Origin of the sequence: [Ruminococcus] lactaris ATCC 29176 (assembly GCF_025152405.1) — a bacterium.
GTDB lineage: Bacteria > Bacillota > Clostridia > Lachnospirales > Lachnospiraceae > Mediterraneibacter > Mediterraneibacter lactaris.
The window spans coordinates 35,423-53,418 of sequence record NZ_CP102292.1; the positions used below are offsets into that span (position 1 = coordinate 35,423).

Annotated in this window: 19 protein-coding genes and 2 tRNA genes; 18 read left to right on the top strand and 3 right to left on the bottom strand. The window is 41.1% G+C overall.

What is annotated here, in order from left to right:
* Nucleotides 1–36 precede the first annotated feature (36 nt).
* Entirely contained in the window at nt 37–534 is a 498-nt protein-coding gene (locus NQ541_RS00185) for an HD domain-containing protein (protein ID WP_005608536.1), read from the bottom strand.
* A 57-nt stretch (nt 535–591) separates the two neighbouring features.
* Here NQ541_RS00185 and NQ541_RS13025 point away from each other — a divergent pair, with 57 nt between their 5' ends.
* The 6 genes from NQ541_RS13025 (at nt 592) to NQ541_RS00215 (ending at nt 4,729) form a co-directional block, all read left to right on the top strand.
* Nucleotides 592–774, top strand: a complete 183-nt coding sequence (locus tag NQ541_RS13025) for a hypothetical protein (RefSeq protein ID WP_081442901.1) — start codon at nt 592–594, stop codon at nt 772–774.
* A 230-nt stretch (nt 775–1,004) separates the two neighbouring features.
* Complete coding sequence (locus NQ541_RS00195) at nt 1,005–2,288, top strand: LysM peptidoglycan-binding domain-containing protein (RefSeq protein WP_005608539.1); 1,284 nt, start codon at nt 1,005–1,007, stop codon at nt 2,286–2,288.
* Between the two features lie 75 nt (nt 2,289–2,363).
* On the top strand, nt 2,364–3,560 hold the full coding sequence (locus NQ541_RS00200; RefSeq protein ID WP_023921367.1) for a DUF5711 family protein: 1,197 nt from the start codon (nt 2,364–2,366) through the stop codon (nt 3,558–3,560).
* 8 nt (nt 3,561–3,568) lie between these two features.
* Nucleotides 3,569–4,387 (top strand): CvpA family protein, encoded by an 819-nt coding sequence (locus tag NQ541_RS00205; protein WP_005608542.1) that lies wholly within the window; start codon nt 3,569–3,571, stop codon nt 4,385–4,387.
* A 70-nt stretch (nt 4,388–4,457) separates the two neighbouring features.
* Nucleotides 4,458–4,530, top strand: a tRNA-Ala gene (locus NQ541_RS00210).
* A 127-nt stretch (nt 4,531–4,657) separates the two neighbouring features.
* Nucleotides 4,658–4,729: transfer RNA gene (locus tag NQ541_RS00215), tRNA-Asn, on the top strand.
* Between the two features lie 58 nt (nt 4,730–4,787).
* On the opposite strand, the gene hcp is transcribed toward NQ541_RS00215, so the two are convergent.
* The gene (gene hcp, locus NQ541_RS00220) at nt 4,788–6,503 is read right to left on the bottom strand and encodes a hydroxylamine reductase (protein ID WP_005608544.1); all 1,716 of its coding nucleotides are present in this window, start codon (nt 6,501–6,503) and stop codon (nt 4,788–4,790) included.
* Nucleotides 6,504–6,573: 70 nt separating this feature from the next.
* Complete coding sequence (locus tag NQ541_RS00225) at nt 6,574–8,022, bottom strand: helix-turn-helix domain-containing protein (protein ID WP_044939796.1); 1,449 nt, start codon at nt 8,020–8,022, stop codon at nt 6,574–6,576.
* A 217-nt stretch (nt 8,023–8,239) separates the two neighbouring features.
* Here NQ541_RS00225 and NQ541_RS00230 point away from each other — a divergent pair, with 217 nt between their 5' ends.
* From NQ541_RS00230 to NQ541_RS00285, 12 genes are all read left to right on the top strand, one after another.
* Nucleotides 8,240–9,022, top strand: coding sequence for a P-loop NTPase family protein (locus NQ541_RS00230; protein ID WP_005608547.1), 783 nt, complete (start codon nt 8,240–8,242; stop codon nt 9,020–9,022).
* Nucleotides 9,023–9,125: 103 nt separating this feature from the next.
* Nucleotides 9,126–9,281, top strand: a complete 156-nt coding sequence (locus NQ541_RS00235) for a transposon-encoded TnpW family protein (RefSeq protein WP_005608549.1) — start codon at nt 9,126–9,128, stop codon at nt 9,279–9,281.
* A gap of 210 nt (nt 9,282–9,491) precedes the next feature.
* A complete protein-coding gene (locus tag NQ541_RS00240) occupies nt 9,492–9,929 on the top strand; it encodes a radical SAM mobile pair system MarR family transcriptional regulator (protein WP_005608550.1) in 438 nt (145 codons plus the stop codon).
* Nucleotides 9,926–10,615 carry a radical SAM mobile pair protein A gene (locus tag NQ541_RS00245; protein WP_005608552.1) on the top strand — a complete coding sequence of 230 codons (690 nt, stop codon included), beginning with the start codon at nt 9,926–9,928 and terminating at the stop codon, nt 10,613–10,615. Before NQ541_RS00240 ends, NQ541_RS00245 begins: the two co-directional genes overlap by 4 nt.
* The gene (locus tag NQ541_RS00250; protein ID WP_005608554.1) at nt 10,603–11,511 is read left to right on the top strand and encodes a radical SAM mobile pair protein B; all 909 of its coding nucleotides are present in this window, start codon (nt 10,603–10,605) and stop codon (nt 11,509–11,511) included. Before NQ541_RS00245 ends, NQ541_RS00250 begins: the two co-directional genes overlap by 13 nt.
* 85 nt (nt 11,512–11,596) lie before the next feature.
* Entirely contained in the window at nt 11,597–11,920 is a 324-nt protein-coding gene (locus NQ541_RS13030; RefSeq protein ID WP_005608556.1) for a PBECR4 domain-containing protein, read from the top strand.
* A 131-nt stretch (nt 11,921–12,051) separates the two neighbouring features.
* Nucleotides 12,052–12,411 (top strand): ArsR/SmtB family transcription factor, encoded by a 360-nt coding sequence (locus NQ541_RS00260; RefSeq protein WP_005608558.1) that lies wholly within the window; start codon nt 12,052–12,054, stop codon nt 12,409–12,411.
* A gap of 59 nt (nt 12,412–12,470) precedes the next feature.
* Nucleotides 12,471–14,594, top strand: a complete 2,124-nt coding sequence (locus NQ541_RS00265; protein WP_005608560.1) for a heavy metal translocating P-type ATPase — start codon at nt 12,471–12,473, stop codon at nt 14,592–14,594.
* 16 nt (nt 14,595–14,610) lie between these two features.
* Nucleotides 14,611–15,129: a DUF6921 family protein gene (locus NQ541_RS00270; RefSeq protein WP_005608562.1), complete on the top strand. Its 519-nt coding sequence runs from the start codon at nt 14,611–14,613 to the stop codon at nt 15,127–15,129.
* A 10-nt stretch (nt 15,130–15,139) separates the two neighbouring features.
* Nucleotides 15,140–15,679 (top strand): hypothetical protein, encoded by a 540-nt coding sequence (locus NQ541_RS00275; protein ID WP_005608563.1) that lies wholly within the window; start codon nt 15,140–15,142, stop codon nt 15,677–15,679.
* A complete protein-coding gene (locus NQ541_RS00280) occupies nt 15,676–17,220 on the top strand; it encodes an FAD-binding protein (protein ID WP_005608565.1) in 1,545 nt (514 codons plus the stop codon). Before NQ541_RS00275 ends, NQ541_RS00280 begins: the two co-directional genes overlap by 4 nt.
* On the top strand, nt 17,217–17,927 hold the full coding sequence (locus NQ541_RS00285; RefSeq protein WP_005608566.1) for a succinate dehydrogenase/fumarate reductase iron-sulfur subunit: 711 nt from the start codon (nt 17,217–17,219) through the stop codon (nt 17,925–17,927). Before NQ541_RS00280 ends, NQ541_RS00285 begins: the two co-directional genes overlap by 4 nt.
* Nucleotides 17,928–17,996: the final 69 nt, after the last annotated feature.

Sequence of the window (17,996 nt, forward strand, 5' to 3'; positions counted from 1 at the left end):
ATAATATTTTGATCGAAAACAGATCAAAGGAACTGCTTACAATAACCGTAAGGTTTCCAGGAGTCCACAATATTTATCAGTCAGAGTAATGATCCAGCCTTCTTTTGTATGTGGAATATGAAGCAGCGTAACCGGCCACATATGGTTCTGGATGATATCCATTTCTGTTGAGTTGAGATGAAAATGCCTTTGTGCATTTCTAAGAGCCCGCCGTGCATGGGTCAGTCCGTGGAAATATTCTCCGGTCTCTTTTGCATGGGTATGCCAGTCATATAAAAAGAGATCGTGGATCATACCGGCACGGGTGGCAGATTCATAATCAAGTCCAAGTGCCTTACACCACTTATAGTTAAAATAAGCAACATGGAGGCAGTGAATATAGCAATTCGTTGTTCCGTGGTGGGGATAAAGCTTCATTCGCAGGACAATCGGATGCCGGGCAGTCTCTCTGAGTATCTGATAGAAAGTTTCATCATAAATAATCGTTGCAGGCTTATGAACGGAAATATATTTTTTAAATAATCTCATCATCATCACTCCATTAAAATTATTGAAAATGCAGAGAAGTACTTTTCCTTACATTTTAAATTGATGTTGGGGTCAAAAGCCCCCAACAATAATGCCAACGGATTGTTTCGTGCTACGCACTCCCACAATCCTACCCGCTATTCGCATATCATGGTGCTTACGCCCCACTTTTATGCTCATATCGGGGCGGGGCTCAAGGTCATTCTACCACCAGTGTGCAAGCACACGTGGTTTCAACCCTTTTGATCCTAACATCTCTAAATTTATTCTAGCACATAATTGTGACGATTTAGTTTCGGATTTTTAAGAAATAAGAATGAAAAATCAAAAGAATAACGAAAGATTGTGCAGGCAGACAAAATGTCGAACGCATTTGACAGTAACTGCTAAAATCTCTCTGAATCAATATGTTATTCTTTCTGTAACGCCGGGAAATGTAAATCAATGAATCAGTAATGTCAGGAAGGTGAAAATAAATGGAGAGACAAATACCGAAAAATGTCCGTCAGATTGGAAATGTGAGTGACAGTCCGAAAATTTATGTAGAAGATTATGTAGATACTTTTTTTGCACAGTTATCAGATAAATACAGAAACGACCCACAAAAGCCATTGGGTGCATTCTTGATCGGAGATTTTCAAACATACGAAGGTGAAGATTATGTCTATATTTATGGTGCGATCCAGATGCAGGAACTCAGGGTATCTGGGATGGAATATCTGATTGATGATGAAACGTGGAAACGGGCATATGAAGAATGTAAACAGTTTTTTGAAGAGGGGGAACTGATCGGCTGGTTTGTGGTGAGAGATGATGCGGAAAAAGCACCGGGAAATTCTACGGTAAAACTGCATAAGAAATCATTTCCGAAAAAGAATACAGTCTTTATCATCTGTGATCCACAGGAAAAAGAAGAAACGTATTATGTACATAAAATGAATGATTTAATGGAGATCGGAGGGCATTACACGTATTATGAAAAAAATCCGTGTATGCAGGATTATATGATCTCGAGTCGAAAAAAAAATGGGGCGGTGCAGACGGAAGTTGTGGAAGACAAGGCTGCACAGAACTTTCGTGATCTGGCTAGAAAGCAGGGAAGACGAACCCGGCAAAAGCATCAGGGAAATTTTGTTTATGCGATGAGTGTGGGACTTGTGCTGGTGCTTGTGATCATGGGAGTTGCCATGCTGAACAATTTTAATAAGATCAGAAAAGCTCAGAACCAGATAGAAGAGGTGGCAGGAACAATTAACACGGTGAAAGATTCTGATAATTCTGGAAGTAGCAATGAAGGCAATGATCCAAATGGTGGACAGGCAGACGGTTCGGAGGATGGTACAGCAGATGAAAATACAGGTGCAGAAAATGAGAACAGCACAGCCGGTGATGATGCAGATCAGGGAAAAACTGACAGTGCAGCCAATAAAAATACAGATACAGAAAAAAGCAACAGTGCATCCGATAAAAAAGCAGAAGGAGATGATGGTACATCAAAAAATGGCACAGATGGAACTGCTTCGGCCAACAGCAGTCAGGCAAAGAACAGTCAGTCAGATGAAGTAGTTGAAGCATCTGCCGTACCATCATCATCAACAAATGGAAGTGATGGCGTTTACGTGGTAGAAAAGGGCGATACACTGGCGATCATCAGTAAAAAAATGTATGGAGATGTCACGCATATCGATGCAATCTGCAGGATGAACGGATTATCAAATGGCAATCTGATTTACATCGGGCAGAAATTGCTATTGCCTTAAAGACGTGTTATACTTATCCCAACCGGGATTGGAGCAATCCCTGATTGAAGAAAACCGATGATAAGGGGAAAACCTATGGCACAAAGAAAAATTCCGTATCTGAAGGTCGTAGAACCACCGGAAAATCCAAAGCAGCTTAAGAAAGCTGAAAGAAAGGTACGCTGGAAAAAATGGGAAGGTGCAGTTTCCATTTTGATACTGGCAGTACTGGCAATCTGTGGAACTTATCTGCTGTTGGATAATAAGACGTATGGAACAGCGAGAGAAGCGGCAAGTTATACGAAGGAAATTTCAGATACAAGCAATTATGTACAGTTTGCAAAAGGAATCATAAGATATAACCGGAATGGAGTAGTCTATCTGAATAAAAAGAATGAAGAAGTGTGGATCCAGCCGACGCAGATCAAGACGCCGATGATCGAAGTAAAGGAGAATGCATTTGCCGTGGCAGACAGAGGCGGAAATAGTATTATGGTATTCACGAAAGACGGACTGAAAGGTGAGATAGAAACGACACTTCCGATTGAAAAGATTGCAATCTCGGATCAGGGTATTGTAAGTGCAATCCTGAAAAATGAAAATTCTCCGCAGATCATTTCTTATGATGCGGCAGGCAATATTCTTGTAGAGCAGCAGATCACGCTTGGAACGACAGGCTATCCGGTTGCCCTTGATATGACAGATGACGGTATGATGCTGGCGGTCTGCTATCTTTATACGGACAATGGAGTTGTAGAGTCGAGAATCGGATATTATAATTTCGGAGCAACCGGAAAAGAAAAGACAGATAACCGGGTGACGGCAGATCAGTATGAGGGAACGATGCTTGCGGATGTATTCTTCATGGGGACTGATCGGTCGATTGCGGTAGGCGATAATGCTTTTGAAATTTATTCCGGAAAAGATACACCAAAGCGGCTGAAAGAAGTGAAGCTGGATCAGGAGATCAGGAGCGTTTTCCATTCTGATCAATATTTCGGGATGATCCTCGTAAATAAAGAAAAGTCAGGAAATGAGCTGAGGGTCTATAATCGATCGGGTGAATTGATTTTCAGTAAAGAGTTTACGGGCGAATATAAGCACGGGAAGATTGATGGAGATGAGGTCATTCTATATGAAGGAAGACGGTGCAGTATTTATAAGATCAATGGAATCCTGAAATTTGAAGGCAGGATGAGTGCGGATATAGAAGAAATCTTCCGGGCTGTGGGAGTGAACAGGTACTATGTGATGAGTTCAAATGAACTGAAAGTCGTTTATTTGACGAAGTAGGAGAGCGTATGGATAATTGGTTGTTGATTGTAGTAGCAGGCATTTTTCTGATCTGCATTGCAGTAGGATATATCAGGGGATTTTTGAAGTTTGGACTTTCTCTTTTTGCAACCCTGATCACTATGATTCTGGTGACGTTTCTGTCACCCTATGTATCGAATGCACTGGTGAAGTATACACCGATTGATGATGTGATCGAGAAAAAATGTATAAAAATGTTCATGCCGGAGATTTCTGCGGACGATTTGTCAAAAATGAATTTAAGTGGTACACCGCTTGAAAATCTGACACCGGAGCAGATTGAAAGTCTTGGAGAAACAGACTGGAGTAAATATGGTCTTTCGGCAGAAGACATCCTTTCCGTTATAGGAGAGATCCCGAGAGATGAACAGATTAAAATTATTGAAAATTCACCGGTACCGGAATTTTTGAAAAATATGCTGCTGGAGAATAATAACAGCACAATCTATAAAGAACTGGATGTCACAAGTTTTCCATCCTATGTGGCATCGTACATTTCAAGACTGGTGCTGAAGGTAGCCGCTTTCCTGGTTACATTCTTGCTGGCGATCATTATAGTCAAGGCATTGATGGTTGCGGTAAATATTATTGGAGAATTGCCGGTGCTTGGATTTGTAAATCACCTGGCAGGAGGTATTCTGGGACTGCTCGCAGCTTTACTGATTGTATGGCTGATTTTCCTGGGACTGACTTTGCTGTATTCCACATCCGTCGGACATACCTGCTTTGGAATGATTGAAAAAAGTGTTTTTCTGAAATTCTTATATGAGCATAATCCATTTTTGATCCGACTGCTCGCATTTTAATAAAAAAAGTGTTGACAGGTTTGTTCTCATATGATATTCTGTAGAAGTTCTGATTGAGGAACAAGCCTTTGGGGGATTAGCTCAGTTGGGAGAGCGCCTGCCTTGCAAGCAGGAGGTCACGAGTTCGACTCTCGTATTCTCCACTTTAAAGAATCCGGATTCATTATGAACCCGGATTTATTTTTTTAAAAAATTACGAAAACCTATTGAAAAAGAAGGTATATTGTGATAAAATATCTTTCGTTGATAAGAAATCAACGAAAAGAATATTCCTCGATAGCTCAATGGTAGAGCACACGGCTGTTAACCGTGGGGTTGTTGGTTCGAGCCCAACTCGGGGAGTTCAAAGGACATCTTGCAGACGTAACGCTGCAGGGTGTTTTTTCTTTTTCAGAGTGCTTTAAGCCTGCACATTCTGCTTAAGGCAGGTTTTAATATCGTCTTCCGGGTTGGTGATCTTTCTGAGGTGGAATGTATCGACAAGATATTGAAGTACATTCGGACTTAAGAAAGCAGGAAGTTCCGGTCCAAGATAAATATTACGGATGCCCAGACTTAAAAGTGCGAGAAGATCGGCAACGGCTTTCTGTTCATACCAGGAAATGATCAGAGATAACGGAAGTCCGTTCACATCCGTGTTAAATGCATCAGCGAGGGTGGTTGCGATGCGGATCGCTGAGTACACATCATTACATTGTCCAATATCGAGAAGTCGCGGCAGTCCTGCCACTTCCCCGAAATCCATTTTGTTAAAGCGGTATTTTCCACAGGCAAGAGTGAGGATCATACAGTTCTTTGGAACAAGCTGTGCAAAATCCGTATAATAGTTTCTTCCCGGTCTGGCACCGTCACATCCTCCGATCAGGAAAAAGTGTCGCAATTTTCCACTTTCCACAGCTTGAACAATCTTGTCGGCGTAAGAGAGCGTTGCATGATGACCAAATCCGACGATGATCTCGTGTGGCTCGACATCCTGCGTAAATCCGCCAAGTTCCAGTGCATGACGGATGATCTCACTGAAATCTTTTGTTCCATCCGGCTTTTTCGGAATATATTTTACACCTTCCCATCCAACAACATTAGTACTGTAGATACGATCCTTGTAAGATTCGCGTGGACGCATGAGACAGTTGGTTGTCATCAGAATACAGCCGGGGATTCCATCAAACTGCTTCTGCTGATCCTGCCATGCTCCACCAAAATTTCCAACGAGATGGGGATATTTTTTCAGCCCCTCATAACCGTGGGACGGCAGCATTTCTCCGTGAGTATAAATATTGATTCCCGTACCCTCGGTCTGCCGGAGCAGCATTTCCAGATCTTTCAGGTCGTGACCGGATACAATGATGAACGGTCCTTTCCGGATATGGACATTGACGGTGTGAGGGGATGGATTTCCGTAGACAGAAGTATTTGCCTCATCTAAGACTTTCATTACTTCGATCGCAGCTTCACCGGTTCGCATTGTCATGCGGATCAGTTCTTCGACTGTGAGCCGGTCATCGGTCAGTGATTCCAGTGCGGTAATATAAAAAGAATCGACCTGATCGCTGCAATATCCAAGCTCCCGTGCCTGATGTCCATAGGCACTGATCCCTTTTAAGCCATAGAGGATTGTCTGCCGGAGCGAACGGATATCGGGGTCAAGTGACTTGTCATACATGATCCCGGCAATGGGGGCATCGTGGAGCATTTCAGATTTTGTAGAAGGAAGCCGGTACTGAGCCTGAGCAGTATGACAACTGCAGTAGTCGGAGTCATGAAGATTGGAACTGCCTTCAGAAGCAGACACTTTTTCCCGCAGAGAGTCTTTGATCTTTTGAGATTCCTGCAGAAGCTGCACATGCACTTCTGCATCAAAATTCACATTGGTCAGGGTTGTAAAAAGTACAGATTCAATAAAAGCGATCACTGCTTTCTCAATTGGATGTCCAAGCTCTGAGAGAACTTTTCCATAGCAGCTGATGCCTTTGACCTGATAGATAAGAAGATCCTGAAGATTGGCAATTTCCGGTGTCTTTCCGCAGACACCGAGACGGGTACAGCCTTTGCCGTTGGCTGTCTGCTCACACTGGTAGCAGAACATTTCATAATCGAGATCCATATTGTTTCCCATGATAAACCTCCTGAAAAATAAAAATAGTCAGGAATAGGATGTGCGGAAAGAGGGGAAATATGTAAAATATTTATCTAAGTTCTTTGTATTGTTCAATTAAATCACGCAGTATTTCTATAGCTTCAGTTGTCGTATAGAATAAGGCATCATCCAAAGTTTCACAGAAATCCCAGAAAGTATATAAAAGTCCGGGTTCTTCAATATCCAGATAGATCAGACGGTGATCCTGTGGAGTTGAGAACATAATATATCCCATCGGCTGGGTGACCTGAAGAAAAATCTCATTATCCAAATGCCCGATATCTTTCTTTAACACCCGGTAATTCTGGATAGGAAGATTCAGCATCAGTTTGCGAATCAGGTGGATTCGGTCGGTCATCTCCAGAGGATGATAAATATCATAAGGATATTCACTGACTCTGCCAGTGTCTAAAAATTTCTTTACCCCGTTTAAAGAAAAAATGTATGTGATATTATCGGGTGTCATATAAGAGGACAGAAATACTTTAATATAATTGTCCATTGCCTGAATAAATTCAGAACGGTTTGGAAGTTCCTGAATAATATATTTGTCCAAAATGTCATGCGTCAGATAAGGAGTGAGGCATGGAACCATCTGGAAAGAATAGCCTGAACGGACAACATGGCTTATATTATTCAGATAGCTGATCTGCTCGGTTACATCATTGATCGGACGCAGCAACGGTGATGCCATGGACAGATACTGATTGAAGATATCCTTAAATAAAGTTAAAGACTCCGGGGCGTTTGTCAGAATCCCCTGTGTCATATCTCCTGTCAGCAGACAGGCAAACTGACTGGTAATGATGACATAAGGAAATAAAGTAAATTTACTGCATTTAGAATCAATATGGTCATAATAATAAAAGCAGTTATATTTATCCACGTTACTATACAACGGAAGAATCTTTTCCAGACAGTGCAGATTATAGTTTGGATAGGTGCTGGATTCTGAGGTACTGTTATTGAGACAGATGATATGACGGATCGTAGTCTGTGAGCAGTCATAATTCTCAGCAGCAAGAATATTCATCAAAAAATCGCAGTCCGGCTGTACGAGAAGGTCGATCGTGCCGTTGGATTTTTTTGCTTCCAAAGAAATAATATACAGAAGCGAACGGTTCACTTCTGCCATGGTATTCAGCGTAACAGATCCTTTTTCAAATAATATTTCCGTATTAAGTTCGGATAAAACCGGCAGATTCAGTTTAGACAAACGGAAATTATTAAAAAAATCAATGACAGCTTTTCTGCGATAGTAAGTGTCATGCCCAATCAGAGTGATCTCATAAGCCTGTTCCATTTCCTTTTGTTCGGCATGGGAAAGCTGCATAAATTTGCATATCTTTAAGACCAGCTCCCGTGAAGACGGTTTCCTTTTTCCGTTAATGATTTTGTACATATTTGACCGGTCAAGTCCACAGTATTGTGCTAATGCATAGGTCTTAATATCCTTACTGTGGATATGACAGGAAAGTAGTTGTGAGAAATCTGACATAATTTAACATCCTTTGTTATCAGTATTTTGTTCTTGAAAAACACCACAAAACGCCCGTTAACAGAAAATGATAGGCGTAACGGCATAATTATAGGAAGAGATATATAAAAATACTATAAAAAGTATGAAAATAATGTGACCACAAATGATGACACGTATTGGATGATAGGTCGAAATTCATGAAAATACAAATATCAATTGTTATTTGGGAGGCTTTATGAGAATTAGGGTAGCAATTATAGAACAAGATACGGGATACTTAGAAAAAATTACAAATGTATTTAATACCCGTTATACAGAACAGGTAGAGATACACGCATTTACGGTTATGAACAGGGCAATAGAATTTTTGCAGTCAAACCGAGTTGATATGATTTTAGTAGATGAGCAAATAGAAATGCAATTAAAAATGTTTCCTTCAAAATGTAACTTGGCATATCTGGTGGACTCAATGGGGATAGAAAGTGTAAAAGGCTATCCGGCAATCTGTAAATTTCAGAAAGTCGATTTGATCTATAAGCAGATATTAAGTATTTATTCAGAAAATTCACAAAGTGTTTCAGAATCTCATTTAAATTTAGGAGGAAGTAATGTTATTGCATTTATGTCTCCGGCTGGAGGAACAGGAACGTCCAGTATGGCAGCAGCATGTGCGATGCAGTGTGCCGGCAGAGGAAATAACGTATTGTATTTAAATTTGGAAAAATTTGGCTCAAGTGATGTTTTTTTTTCAGGAGAAGGGCAGTTTACTATGAGTGATATCATATTTGCACTTAAAGGAAGAAAAGCAAATCTGGCAATGAAATTGCAAAGCTGTGTAAAAAAAGCTACGTGTGGGGGAGATTTCTTTTCAACATCACAGACGGCATTAGATATAGACAGGGATATTTGTTGGGGACACTTTTGTCGTTGGCTGAATCATATAAAAACGCTTTTTACGTTAAAAAAGTGCTGTGATCACAAGGCTTTTTGCAAGCAAAAAAGAAAAGGCTATATATAGGTAGCCTACGAAAATGGAAGTGACCATTTGGTGACTGATTTAAAGAATAATGTCCTGACAGAGATCAATGGAATAACTCTCTGCATGGATCCAAAAGGAAAAAATGGTGCATACAAAAACAGAGGGGAACACATTTACAAAGGAAATCGGGCAGACAGTCTATGGGGTCCGTTATTATTTCAATGAAGATGCAAAGGAAACAATGCAGGAGAAGATTAACCGGATGCTGGTAATAGAAGTAAATCAACCGGAAATATAGTAAATACAAAGAATAAGTGCATATCCAGAATTGATGTGAATAGAAATATTGTTAAAAATATGATATGCTTTGAATGGCAAGTGATATTATAGGAACTTTCAGTTTGGAGAATTGAAAAAAATGGAATTTACCTATTAAGACATATAAACTCTTGACAATAAAGCTCCTATATAGTATGTTTTTAATAAACTACTATATAGGAGCTTTTATATGGAAATGAATGGAGGATTTCTTGTCACAAAAATAAAACAGCTTGGAGACCGGATTTTTGAGAAGATTCTCAGTGAAAAGAATATTGATGCGTTTAATGGAGCCCAGGGACGTATTCTTTATGTGCTGTGGCAGGAGGATGGTATCTCAATCAGATCACTCTCGACTAAATGCGGATTAGCGATAACATCTCTTACTACGATGCTGGAAAGAATGGAAAATCAAGGGCTGATAAGCCGTGTTCAGTCTGAAACGGACAAAAGGAAAACACTCCTGTTTCTGACTGAGAAAGCACATGCCTTAAAGGGCGAGTACGATTCTGTATCTGATGAGATGGGCAGTATTTACTACAAAGGTTTTTCAGAGGAAGAAATTACCCGGTTTGAGAAATGTCTCGACCGCATCAGAAAGAATCTTGAGGAGTGGCAGAAGTCATGAGTATTTGTATCAAAGATCAGATTCAGAACATGAATATCATCATTGGCTGCACAGTGGGGTGTACATATTGCTATGCCCGCAACAACGTGAAACGCTGGCATATGATTGATGACTTCGCTGCCCCTGAATTCTTTCCGGGTAAGCTCAAGATGATGGAAAAGAAACGTCCGCAGAACTTTCTTCTTACCGGCATGAGCGATCTTTCCGGATGGAAGCCGGAATGGAGAGACGAGGTATTTGCAAAGATCCGTGAAAATCCACAGCATCAATTCCTGTTCCTTACCAAGCGACCTGATTTGCTGGATTTTGATACCGATCTGGAAAACACATGGTTTGGCGTTACGGTGACGAGGAAAGCAGAACTGTGGCGTATCGACGCCCTTCGGAAAAACGTCAGAGCAAAACATTACCATGTTACCTTTGAACCGTTATTCGACGATCCCGGCACAGTTGACCTTTCCGGAATCAATTGGATCGTTGTGGGCACCATGACCGGAGCTCAGAGCAGGAAGATTCATACGGAGCCGGAATGGGCATGGTCTCTGGCGGACCAGGCACATAAGCTCGGCATTCCGGTGTTTATGAAGGAAGACCTTGTCCCTATCATAGGGGATGAAAATATGATTCAGGAAATGCCGGAAGAATTTAATAAAGTGTTAGAGGTACAAAAATCATGGAAGAAGTAATAAATGGAATCCTCATTCGTGAGGTGGAAACAAAGAACATCATGACTAAGTCTAGTCTGCCGGTAGGCGGTTACTCGGTCAATCCCTATGTGGGCTGTACACATGCCTGCAAGTATTGCTATGCTTCTTTTATGAAGCGCTTTACCGGGCACAAGGAGGAATGGGGCACTTTCCTTGATGTGAAGCATTGGCCGGAAATTAAAAATCCGAAGAAATATGCCGGACAGCGGGTGGTCATCGGTTCTGTGACAGATGGCTACAATCCACAGGAGGAACAATTCGGGAATACCAGAAAACTTCTGGAGCAGCTGATCGGCAGTGACGCAGATATTCTGATCTGCACAAAGTCGGATTTTGTGGTACGGGATATTGATCTGTTGAAGAAGCTTGGACGTGTAACCGTTTCATGGTCGATCAACACACTAGATGAAAATTTCAAGAACGATATGGATTCTGCTTCGAGCATTGAGCACCGTATCGCTGCTATGAAGCAGGTATATGAGGCAGGTATCCGCACAGTCTGTTTCGTATCCCCGGTATTCCCCGGTATCACGGATTTTGAAGCAATCTTTGAGCGGGTAAAGGATCAGTGCGATCTGTTCTGGCTCGAAAATCTCAATCTTCGGGGCGGCTTCAAAAAGACGATTATGGATTATATCGCCGGAAAATATCCTGATCTTGTACCACTTTACGACGAGATCTATAACAAGCATAACCGCAGCTACTTTGAAGCACTTGAAGTAAAAGCTGAGAAAATGGCTAAGAAGTATGATTGTGCCTTTGTGGATAATGAAATGCCTTATGGCAGAGTCCCGCAGGGACATCCAGTGATCGTAGATTATTTCTATCATGAGGAAATCCGTGGGACAGAGAATACCGGAAAAAGAAATCGCTAACTTCCTATTTTCTTAACGATAACAAACTTGAATTATTTCTTTATTGATTAAAGTTAATAACAATATGTAGAGTTGTTTAAGGAGAATGTACAAAGGCTTGCCATTAAGGCATCACTTTCTACATTTAACAGGAGTGGAGACAAGACTTTCGGCCAAGGATTTTTATAATAATGCAAAAAAATCTATTCTTACAAAAAATCAGTTCTATTTTGACGCAAGACATGTATATGCAAATGCCAAAAGGAAACTTCCGTGTTTAAAACGCTTGCCGGAATTAACGAATGAAATGGTATGTGTTCTAAAAAATATGGAAACCATGACAATTACATATAAACTCAGCGTTACAAATTTGGAATTTACAGGAAGTGTGACAAGAAAGCCAAAACGGTATACTGGGAAAAAAGATTAAGAAAAGAATAAAGAGCTGGTTTTAATTGTAAAATTTATGGGGAACTAACATCAGCTTATTGACATAAATTTAAAAATAAGTATAATAATAGTTGATTAATTGTTCAACTATTATTATTTGGAGGTGAACATATGTCAAAAACGTCTTATATTTGTAATTGCGATGTAATTCATGAGGATATTGTGAATGATGTGAAATCCAAGATGCAGCTAAAAGATGATTATATCCAGTTGGCTTCTTTGTTTAAGCTATTTGGAGATGGAACTAGAGTACAAATCTTACACGCTCTAGAACAGAGTGAGATGTGTGTATGTGATCTTGCAGTGCTACTGGGGGTAACAAAATCTGCAATTTCGCATCAGTTAAAGGCATTACGCCTAGCGAATCTGGTAAAATTCCGAAAAGAAGCACAGATAGTTTACTACTCGTTGGCAGATGATCATGTGAAAGAGATTATTGACAAGGGATTTGAGCATCTTTGGCAGAAATAATATTTTTTAACATTATAGTTGAGTAATTGAACAACTAAACAAATTGTAAGGAGATTATCATGAAACGCATATTTCTACTAAAAGGGTTGGACTGTCCGAATTGTTCCGCAAAAATTGAAAAAGAAGTCGGAGAGTTGGATGGAGTGCAATCCTCAGTGGTAAATCTGATGAAGCAGACGCTTACAATCAATGTTGCTCAGACAGCCGCAGATACGATAGCCAGTCAGATTGAAACGATTGTTCATAGCCATGAGCCAGATGTGGAAGTTTCTGAAATTGTACAGGAATCTTATATACCGGAAAAAAAGCAGGAGGCCAATGAATCCTATAACAATGAGGATAAGAAGTTGACAGTTCGTTTAGCGACTGGTGCAGCAATCTATGCCATTGGTATGGCATTGACTGTTTTTGCGAAAGTGCCACTGCCTATCGAGTTAGCTTTTCTCATTGTTTCTTATGTTATTCTTGGTGGAGATGTTGTATGGCAGGCTGTGAGGAACATTTCAAAGGGGCGTGTATTTGATGAACATTTTTTGATGAGTGTTTCTACGATTGGGGCTTTTGTCATTGGTGAATATCCAGAAGCAGTTGCTGTTATGCTATTCTATCAGGTAGGTGAATTTTTTCAGTCATTGGCTGTTAAGCGTTCCAGAAAATCTATATCAGACTTAATGGATATACGTCCAGATTCTGCTACAGTAAGAAGAAATGGGGAATTGATTACCATATCTCCAGAAAATGTCTCCATTGGTGAGATTATTATTGTAAAGCCTGGTGAAAAAATTCCATTAGACGGTGTGGTATTGGATGGAGATTCTATGCTGGATACAAGCACCTTAACAGGAGAATCAGTTCCGAGAAGTGTTCATAAAGGAGACGAAGCACTTTCCGGTTGTATGAATCAGACGGGTGTCTTAATGATTAAGACAACAAAAGCATTTGGTGAATCTACGGCTTCAAAGATTATTGATCTTGTGGAAAATGCGTCAAGCCGAAAAGCACCAACAGAAAATTTTATTACTACATTTGCACGTTATTATACACCTGTGGTTGTAATCTTAGCAGCTTTTCTGGCGATTCTGCCACCGATCATTCTTGGCGGAGGCTGGACAGAGTGGATTCGCAGAGGATTTGTTTTCCTTGTGGTATCTTGTCCATGTGCATTGGTTATTTCAATCCCGCTGACTTTCTTCGGCGGCATTGGTGCAGCATCTAAACGAGGTGTTCTTGTAAAAGGAAGCAATTATTTAGAGGCACTTAATAATGTCAGCACTATTGTGTTCGATAAAACCGGAACACTTACAAAAGGTGTTTTCAATGTGACGGATATTTTGCCTGCAAATGGATTTTCAAAAGAACAGGTTCTGGAGTATGCGGCAGAGGCAGAGAGTTTTTCTAACCATCCTATTGCAAAATCCATTCTTGCTGCTTATGGAAAAGAAATTGATCAGTCAGTGATTTCTGATTATAAGGAAATTTCAGGATATGGAATCAGTGTAATGGCAGGGGAAAAGAAAGTTTTTGCTGGCAATACGAAACTTATGGATACAGAATGTATAGAGTACACAACCTGTGAAAACGCAGGTACAAAAGTTTATTTGGCGGTAGATGGTCAATATGCAGGATGTATTTTGATAACAGATGAAGTGAAGCCGGACAGTAAAAAAGCAATTTCTGACCTGAAACATATCGGCGTGGAAAAAACAGTCATGCTTACCGGTGATGATGAAAAAATTGGGAAGTCCGTTGCAGAAGAATTGCAGTTGGATGAATATTATGCACAGCTGCTTCCTGACCAAAAAATGGAAAAGGTTGAGCTTTTAGATAGTAAAAAGAGACCGGGAAGCAAATTGGCTTTTGTTGGTGATGGTATCAATGACGCTCCTGTCCTTGCCCGTGCAGATGTTGGTATTGCAATGGGTGGGCTTGGTTCGGATGCGGCCATTGAAGCAGCAGATGTAGTTCTGATGACAGATGAACCGTCTAAGCTGGTGGACGCGATTGAAGTAGCAAAAGCGACAAAACAGATTGTCATGCAGAATATAGTGATTGCTCTTGGGATTAAAAGTGTGTTCCTGATTCTTGGCGCTCTTGGTATTGCGGGAATGTGGGAAGCTGTATTTGGTGATGTAGGCGTTACCATAATTGCTGTTTTGAACGCAATGAGAATTTTGAAAGAATAGGAAATGAGGTGGGAATGTGAAACGAAAACTGATTCTGTTAGTTGTTACGATTGTTTTTCTTGTAGGTTTTGGTGCCATTTTACATTCACCGCCTTCTATGATTGATGCAGTCACAGGAGCAACACCGAAGTCAAAAAAGGCGGCTCAAGCCTCCGCACAGTTGGAAGGCTCTTATGTTCTCGGTATTAATATGATGTCAGATGGTCTCGACAACGAGAACACCCGGAATAAATTAAAAGAATTGGCACTGGACGATTCGGAAACAAATGAAACAGATCTCATGAAAACGGACATTAGTTTTCGGTTATATGTATCTGAGACGGATTATCCGCTTGTCAGTTATGCTAAGAAACTTTGTGACAGATTGAAACAGGCCGGTTTTTCCGTAGATCTGAAAGAGTACAGTAACACAATGATGCTATCAAGAGTGGTAAGTGGAAAGTATGATGTATTCCTGGCATCGGATGATTTTATTGACGTTACAACGTTATCACAGATGGACTATATGATCATGGACAGCGAAGAAATGAGGTGAGCGGGAATTTATGAGAAAATGGAATACGATTTTGTCTGTTTTAATGCTTCTCATTTTTATGATTCATGGAATCATGGGAAGCTTTATGCTGAACGGAGTTGGAAGTAGTGCAGGGAAACTTCTTGCATGGATTGGTGTTGGTATTCTTGTTGTGCATACGGTGATTGGTGTCATCCTGACAGTTCAGAGTTTACAGACAGCGAAGCAATCCGGAAAAATGTATCTGAAACAGAACGCCATATTCTGGGCGAGACGAGCCAGTGGGCTGGCAATACTGATCCTGCTGTTCTTCCATATTGGCTTGTTTGGAAAGGTGCAGAATGGGACATATATTTTGTTCCCTTTTACAACGGTAAAGATGGTAACTCAGCTTTCGTTCGTGGCGGCAATCTTTGTTCATATTTTTATCAATATCCGCCCATTGCTCGTATCGCTGGGAATCATCAGTTATAAAGAACGAAGGGGTGATATTTATTTGATTCTTTCGGTGCTCCTTCTGTTTATAGCGGGCGCAGTTATTTTCTATTATATTGGGTGGCAATATCTATGAGTAAGACAATTATTATTATAGGTGCTGGACTGGCAGGACTTTCAGCGGCTTTGCAGGCAGCGGAAAATGGATGCAATGTAAAATTGGTTTCCTCCCTTCCGTCAGAGCGGGCACAGTCTGTTATGGCGGAGGGCGGTATCAACGCAGCTTTGAATACAAAAGATGAAAACGACAGTCCCGAAGAACATTTTACAGATACAATAAAGGCAGCATGTGGTCTGGCAGATCCAAATGCAGTTTGGGGAATGACACAGGCAGCACCGGAGCTGGTGCACTGGCTGCTAAAACTTGGAGTTAAATTTAACATGAGTGGCTATGATGATGTGGATCTGCGAAATTTTGGCGGGCAGAAAAAGAAACGGACTGCTTTTGCACAGAGCGATACCGGGAAGCAGATCATGACAGCTATGATAGACGCTGTTCGCAGGAAAGAAGCATCTGGTATGGTAGAACGGTTCAGCCATCATTCTTTCCTAACACTTCGTCTGTGTGGCAATATTTGTTGTGGCTGCGTAATCAGGGATGAATACAGTCAGGAGACTGTGGAATTACCGGGGGATGCGGTTATTGTTGCCACCGGTGGTATGCACGGATTGTTTGGAAATACAACGGGTTCGCTGAGCAATACAGGAGAAGTCACCGCAGAATTGTTCCGGCTTGGTGTTCCTCTGTCAAATGGCGAGATGATCCAGTATCATCCGACAACTGTGAAATGTGGTGGAAAACGCATGCTCATCAGCGAGGCGGCCAGAGGGGAAGGTGGCAGGTTGTTTGCCATGAAAGATGGAAAACAATGGTATTTCATGGAGGAAAAATACCCGGAGCTTGGAAATCTGATGCCACGAGATATTACCGCCAGAGAGATATGGAAGGTCAGCCATGAATCAGAGGTATTTCTTGACATGACGGAAATATCGGAGGAGATTATTTCAAATAAGCTATCTGGTCTGGCAGACGATTGTATGACCTATTTGCATAAAGATATACGAAAGGAACCGGTGTCTGTTTTACCGGGAATTCACTATTTTATGGGAGGTATTCTGGTGGATGAGCAGCACAGAACGCCGATTCAGAATCTTTACGCTGCCGGAGAATGCTGTGCCCAATATCATGGTGCCAACCGTCTTGGTGGAAATTCTCTGTTAGGAGCGTTATACGGAGGACGTGTTGCGGCAAAATCAGCATGCGAACAGGCAGATGTAGTAGATCTATCTTGTGCGACACAGATAGATTTTCCACCAGCGTCTCAAATTTCAGAAATAAAGCAATTAAACAAAGTGATGCAGGAGACTATGGGCGTTGTCAGAAATGAGAATACGTTGTTAAATGGGATTCAAACGGTACAAGCGCTGACAGGAAATCTTCCATTGCTTGGCATGGCAGTTCTAAAGAGTGCTCTTGCAAGAAAAGAAAGCCGTGGTGCACACTGGCGGGAGGATTATCCGAAGAGCAATGACAATGATTACCTTAAAACAACGGTAGCCAGATTTGATGGAAAGCAGATACAGATTTCCTTTGTACCTGTTCCAGAAAGGCGGTGATTCACTTGGTATATAAAATAAAAATCAGGCGGCAGGAGAGTCAGAAATCAGATAGTTATTGGCAGGAATTTGAGTTTGACGGAAGCAAAAACAGCTCTGTTGCCACTGTTCTAAAGGAATTGAACAGTAGAACTCCTTTGAAAGATAACTCAGGAACTATAGTTACTCCCATCAGTTGGGAATGTAGCTGTATGGTGCGAAAATGTGGGGCTTGCGCCATGCTGATTAACGAACGTCCGAGGCTGGCATGCTCTACATTTCTACATATGTTAAAAGGTTCTACAATCACCTTGGAACCTTTAAGCAAATTTCCGCTTGTAAGAGATTTGATCGTTGACCGGTCAAATCTGTTTGAAAATTTGAAAAAACTGAACCTTTGGCTTGAAAGTGAAGCTTATATGAGTTCGTGGACACATGAACCGAGATACCAGTCGGCACGCTGTCTGATGTGTGGCTGCTGCCTTGAAGTGTGTCCTAACTTCTCTGCAAATGGGACTTTCGCAGGCACTGTTGCTGCAGTCAACGCATTTCGGATTCTGAATGAAGAACAGGAAAGCACTCATTTGAATGAGATTTCTGCTGAATATAAGAAGAAATATTTTGAGGGATGCGGGAAGTCGTTATCTTGTCATGATATTTGTCCGATCGGTCTGCCTGTGGAAGAACTGCTTGTAAGGTCGAATGCAGCGGCTGTTTGGGGCAAATAAAATGGATGATAAAAGCTATAATGAATGTATGAAGAGAATCAAAAACTTGATTCTCTTTTTTAAAACACA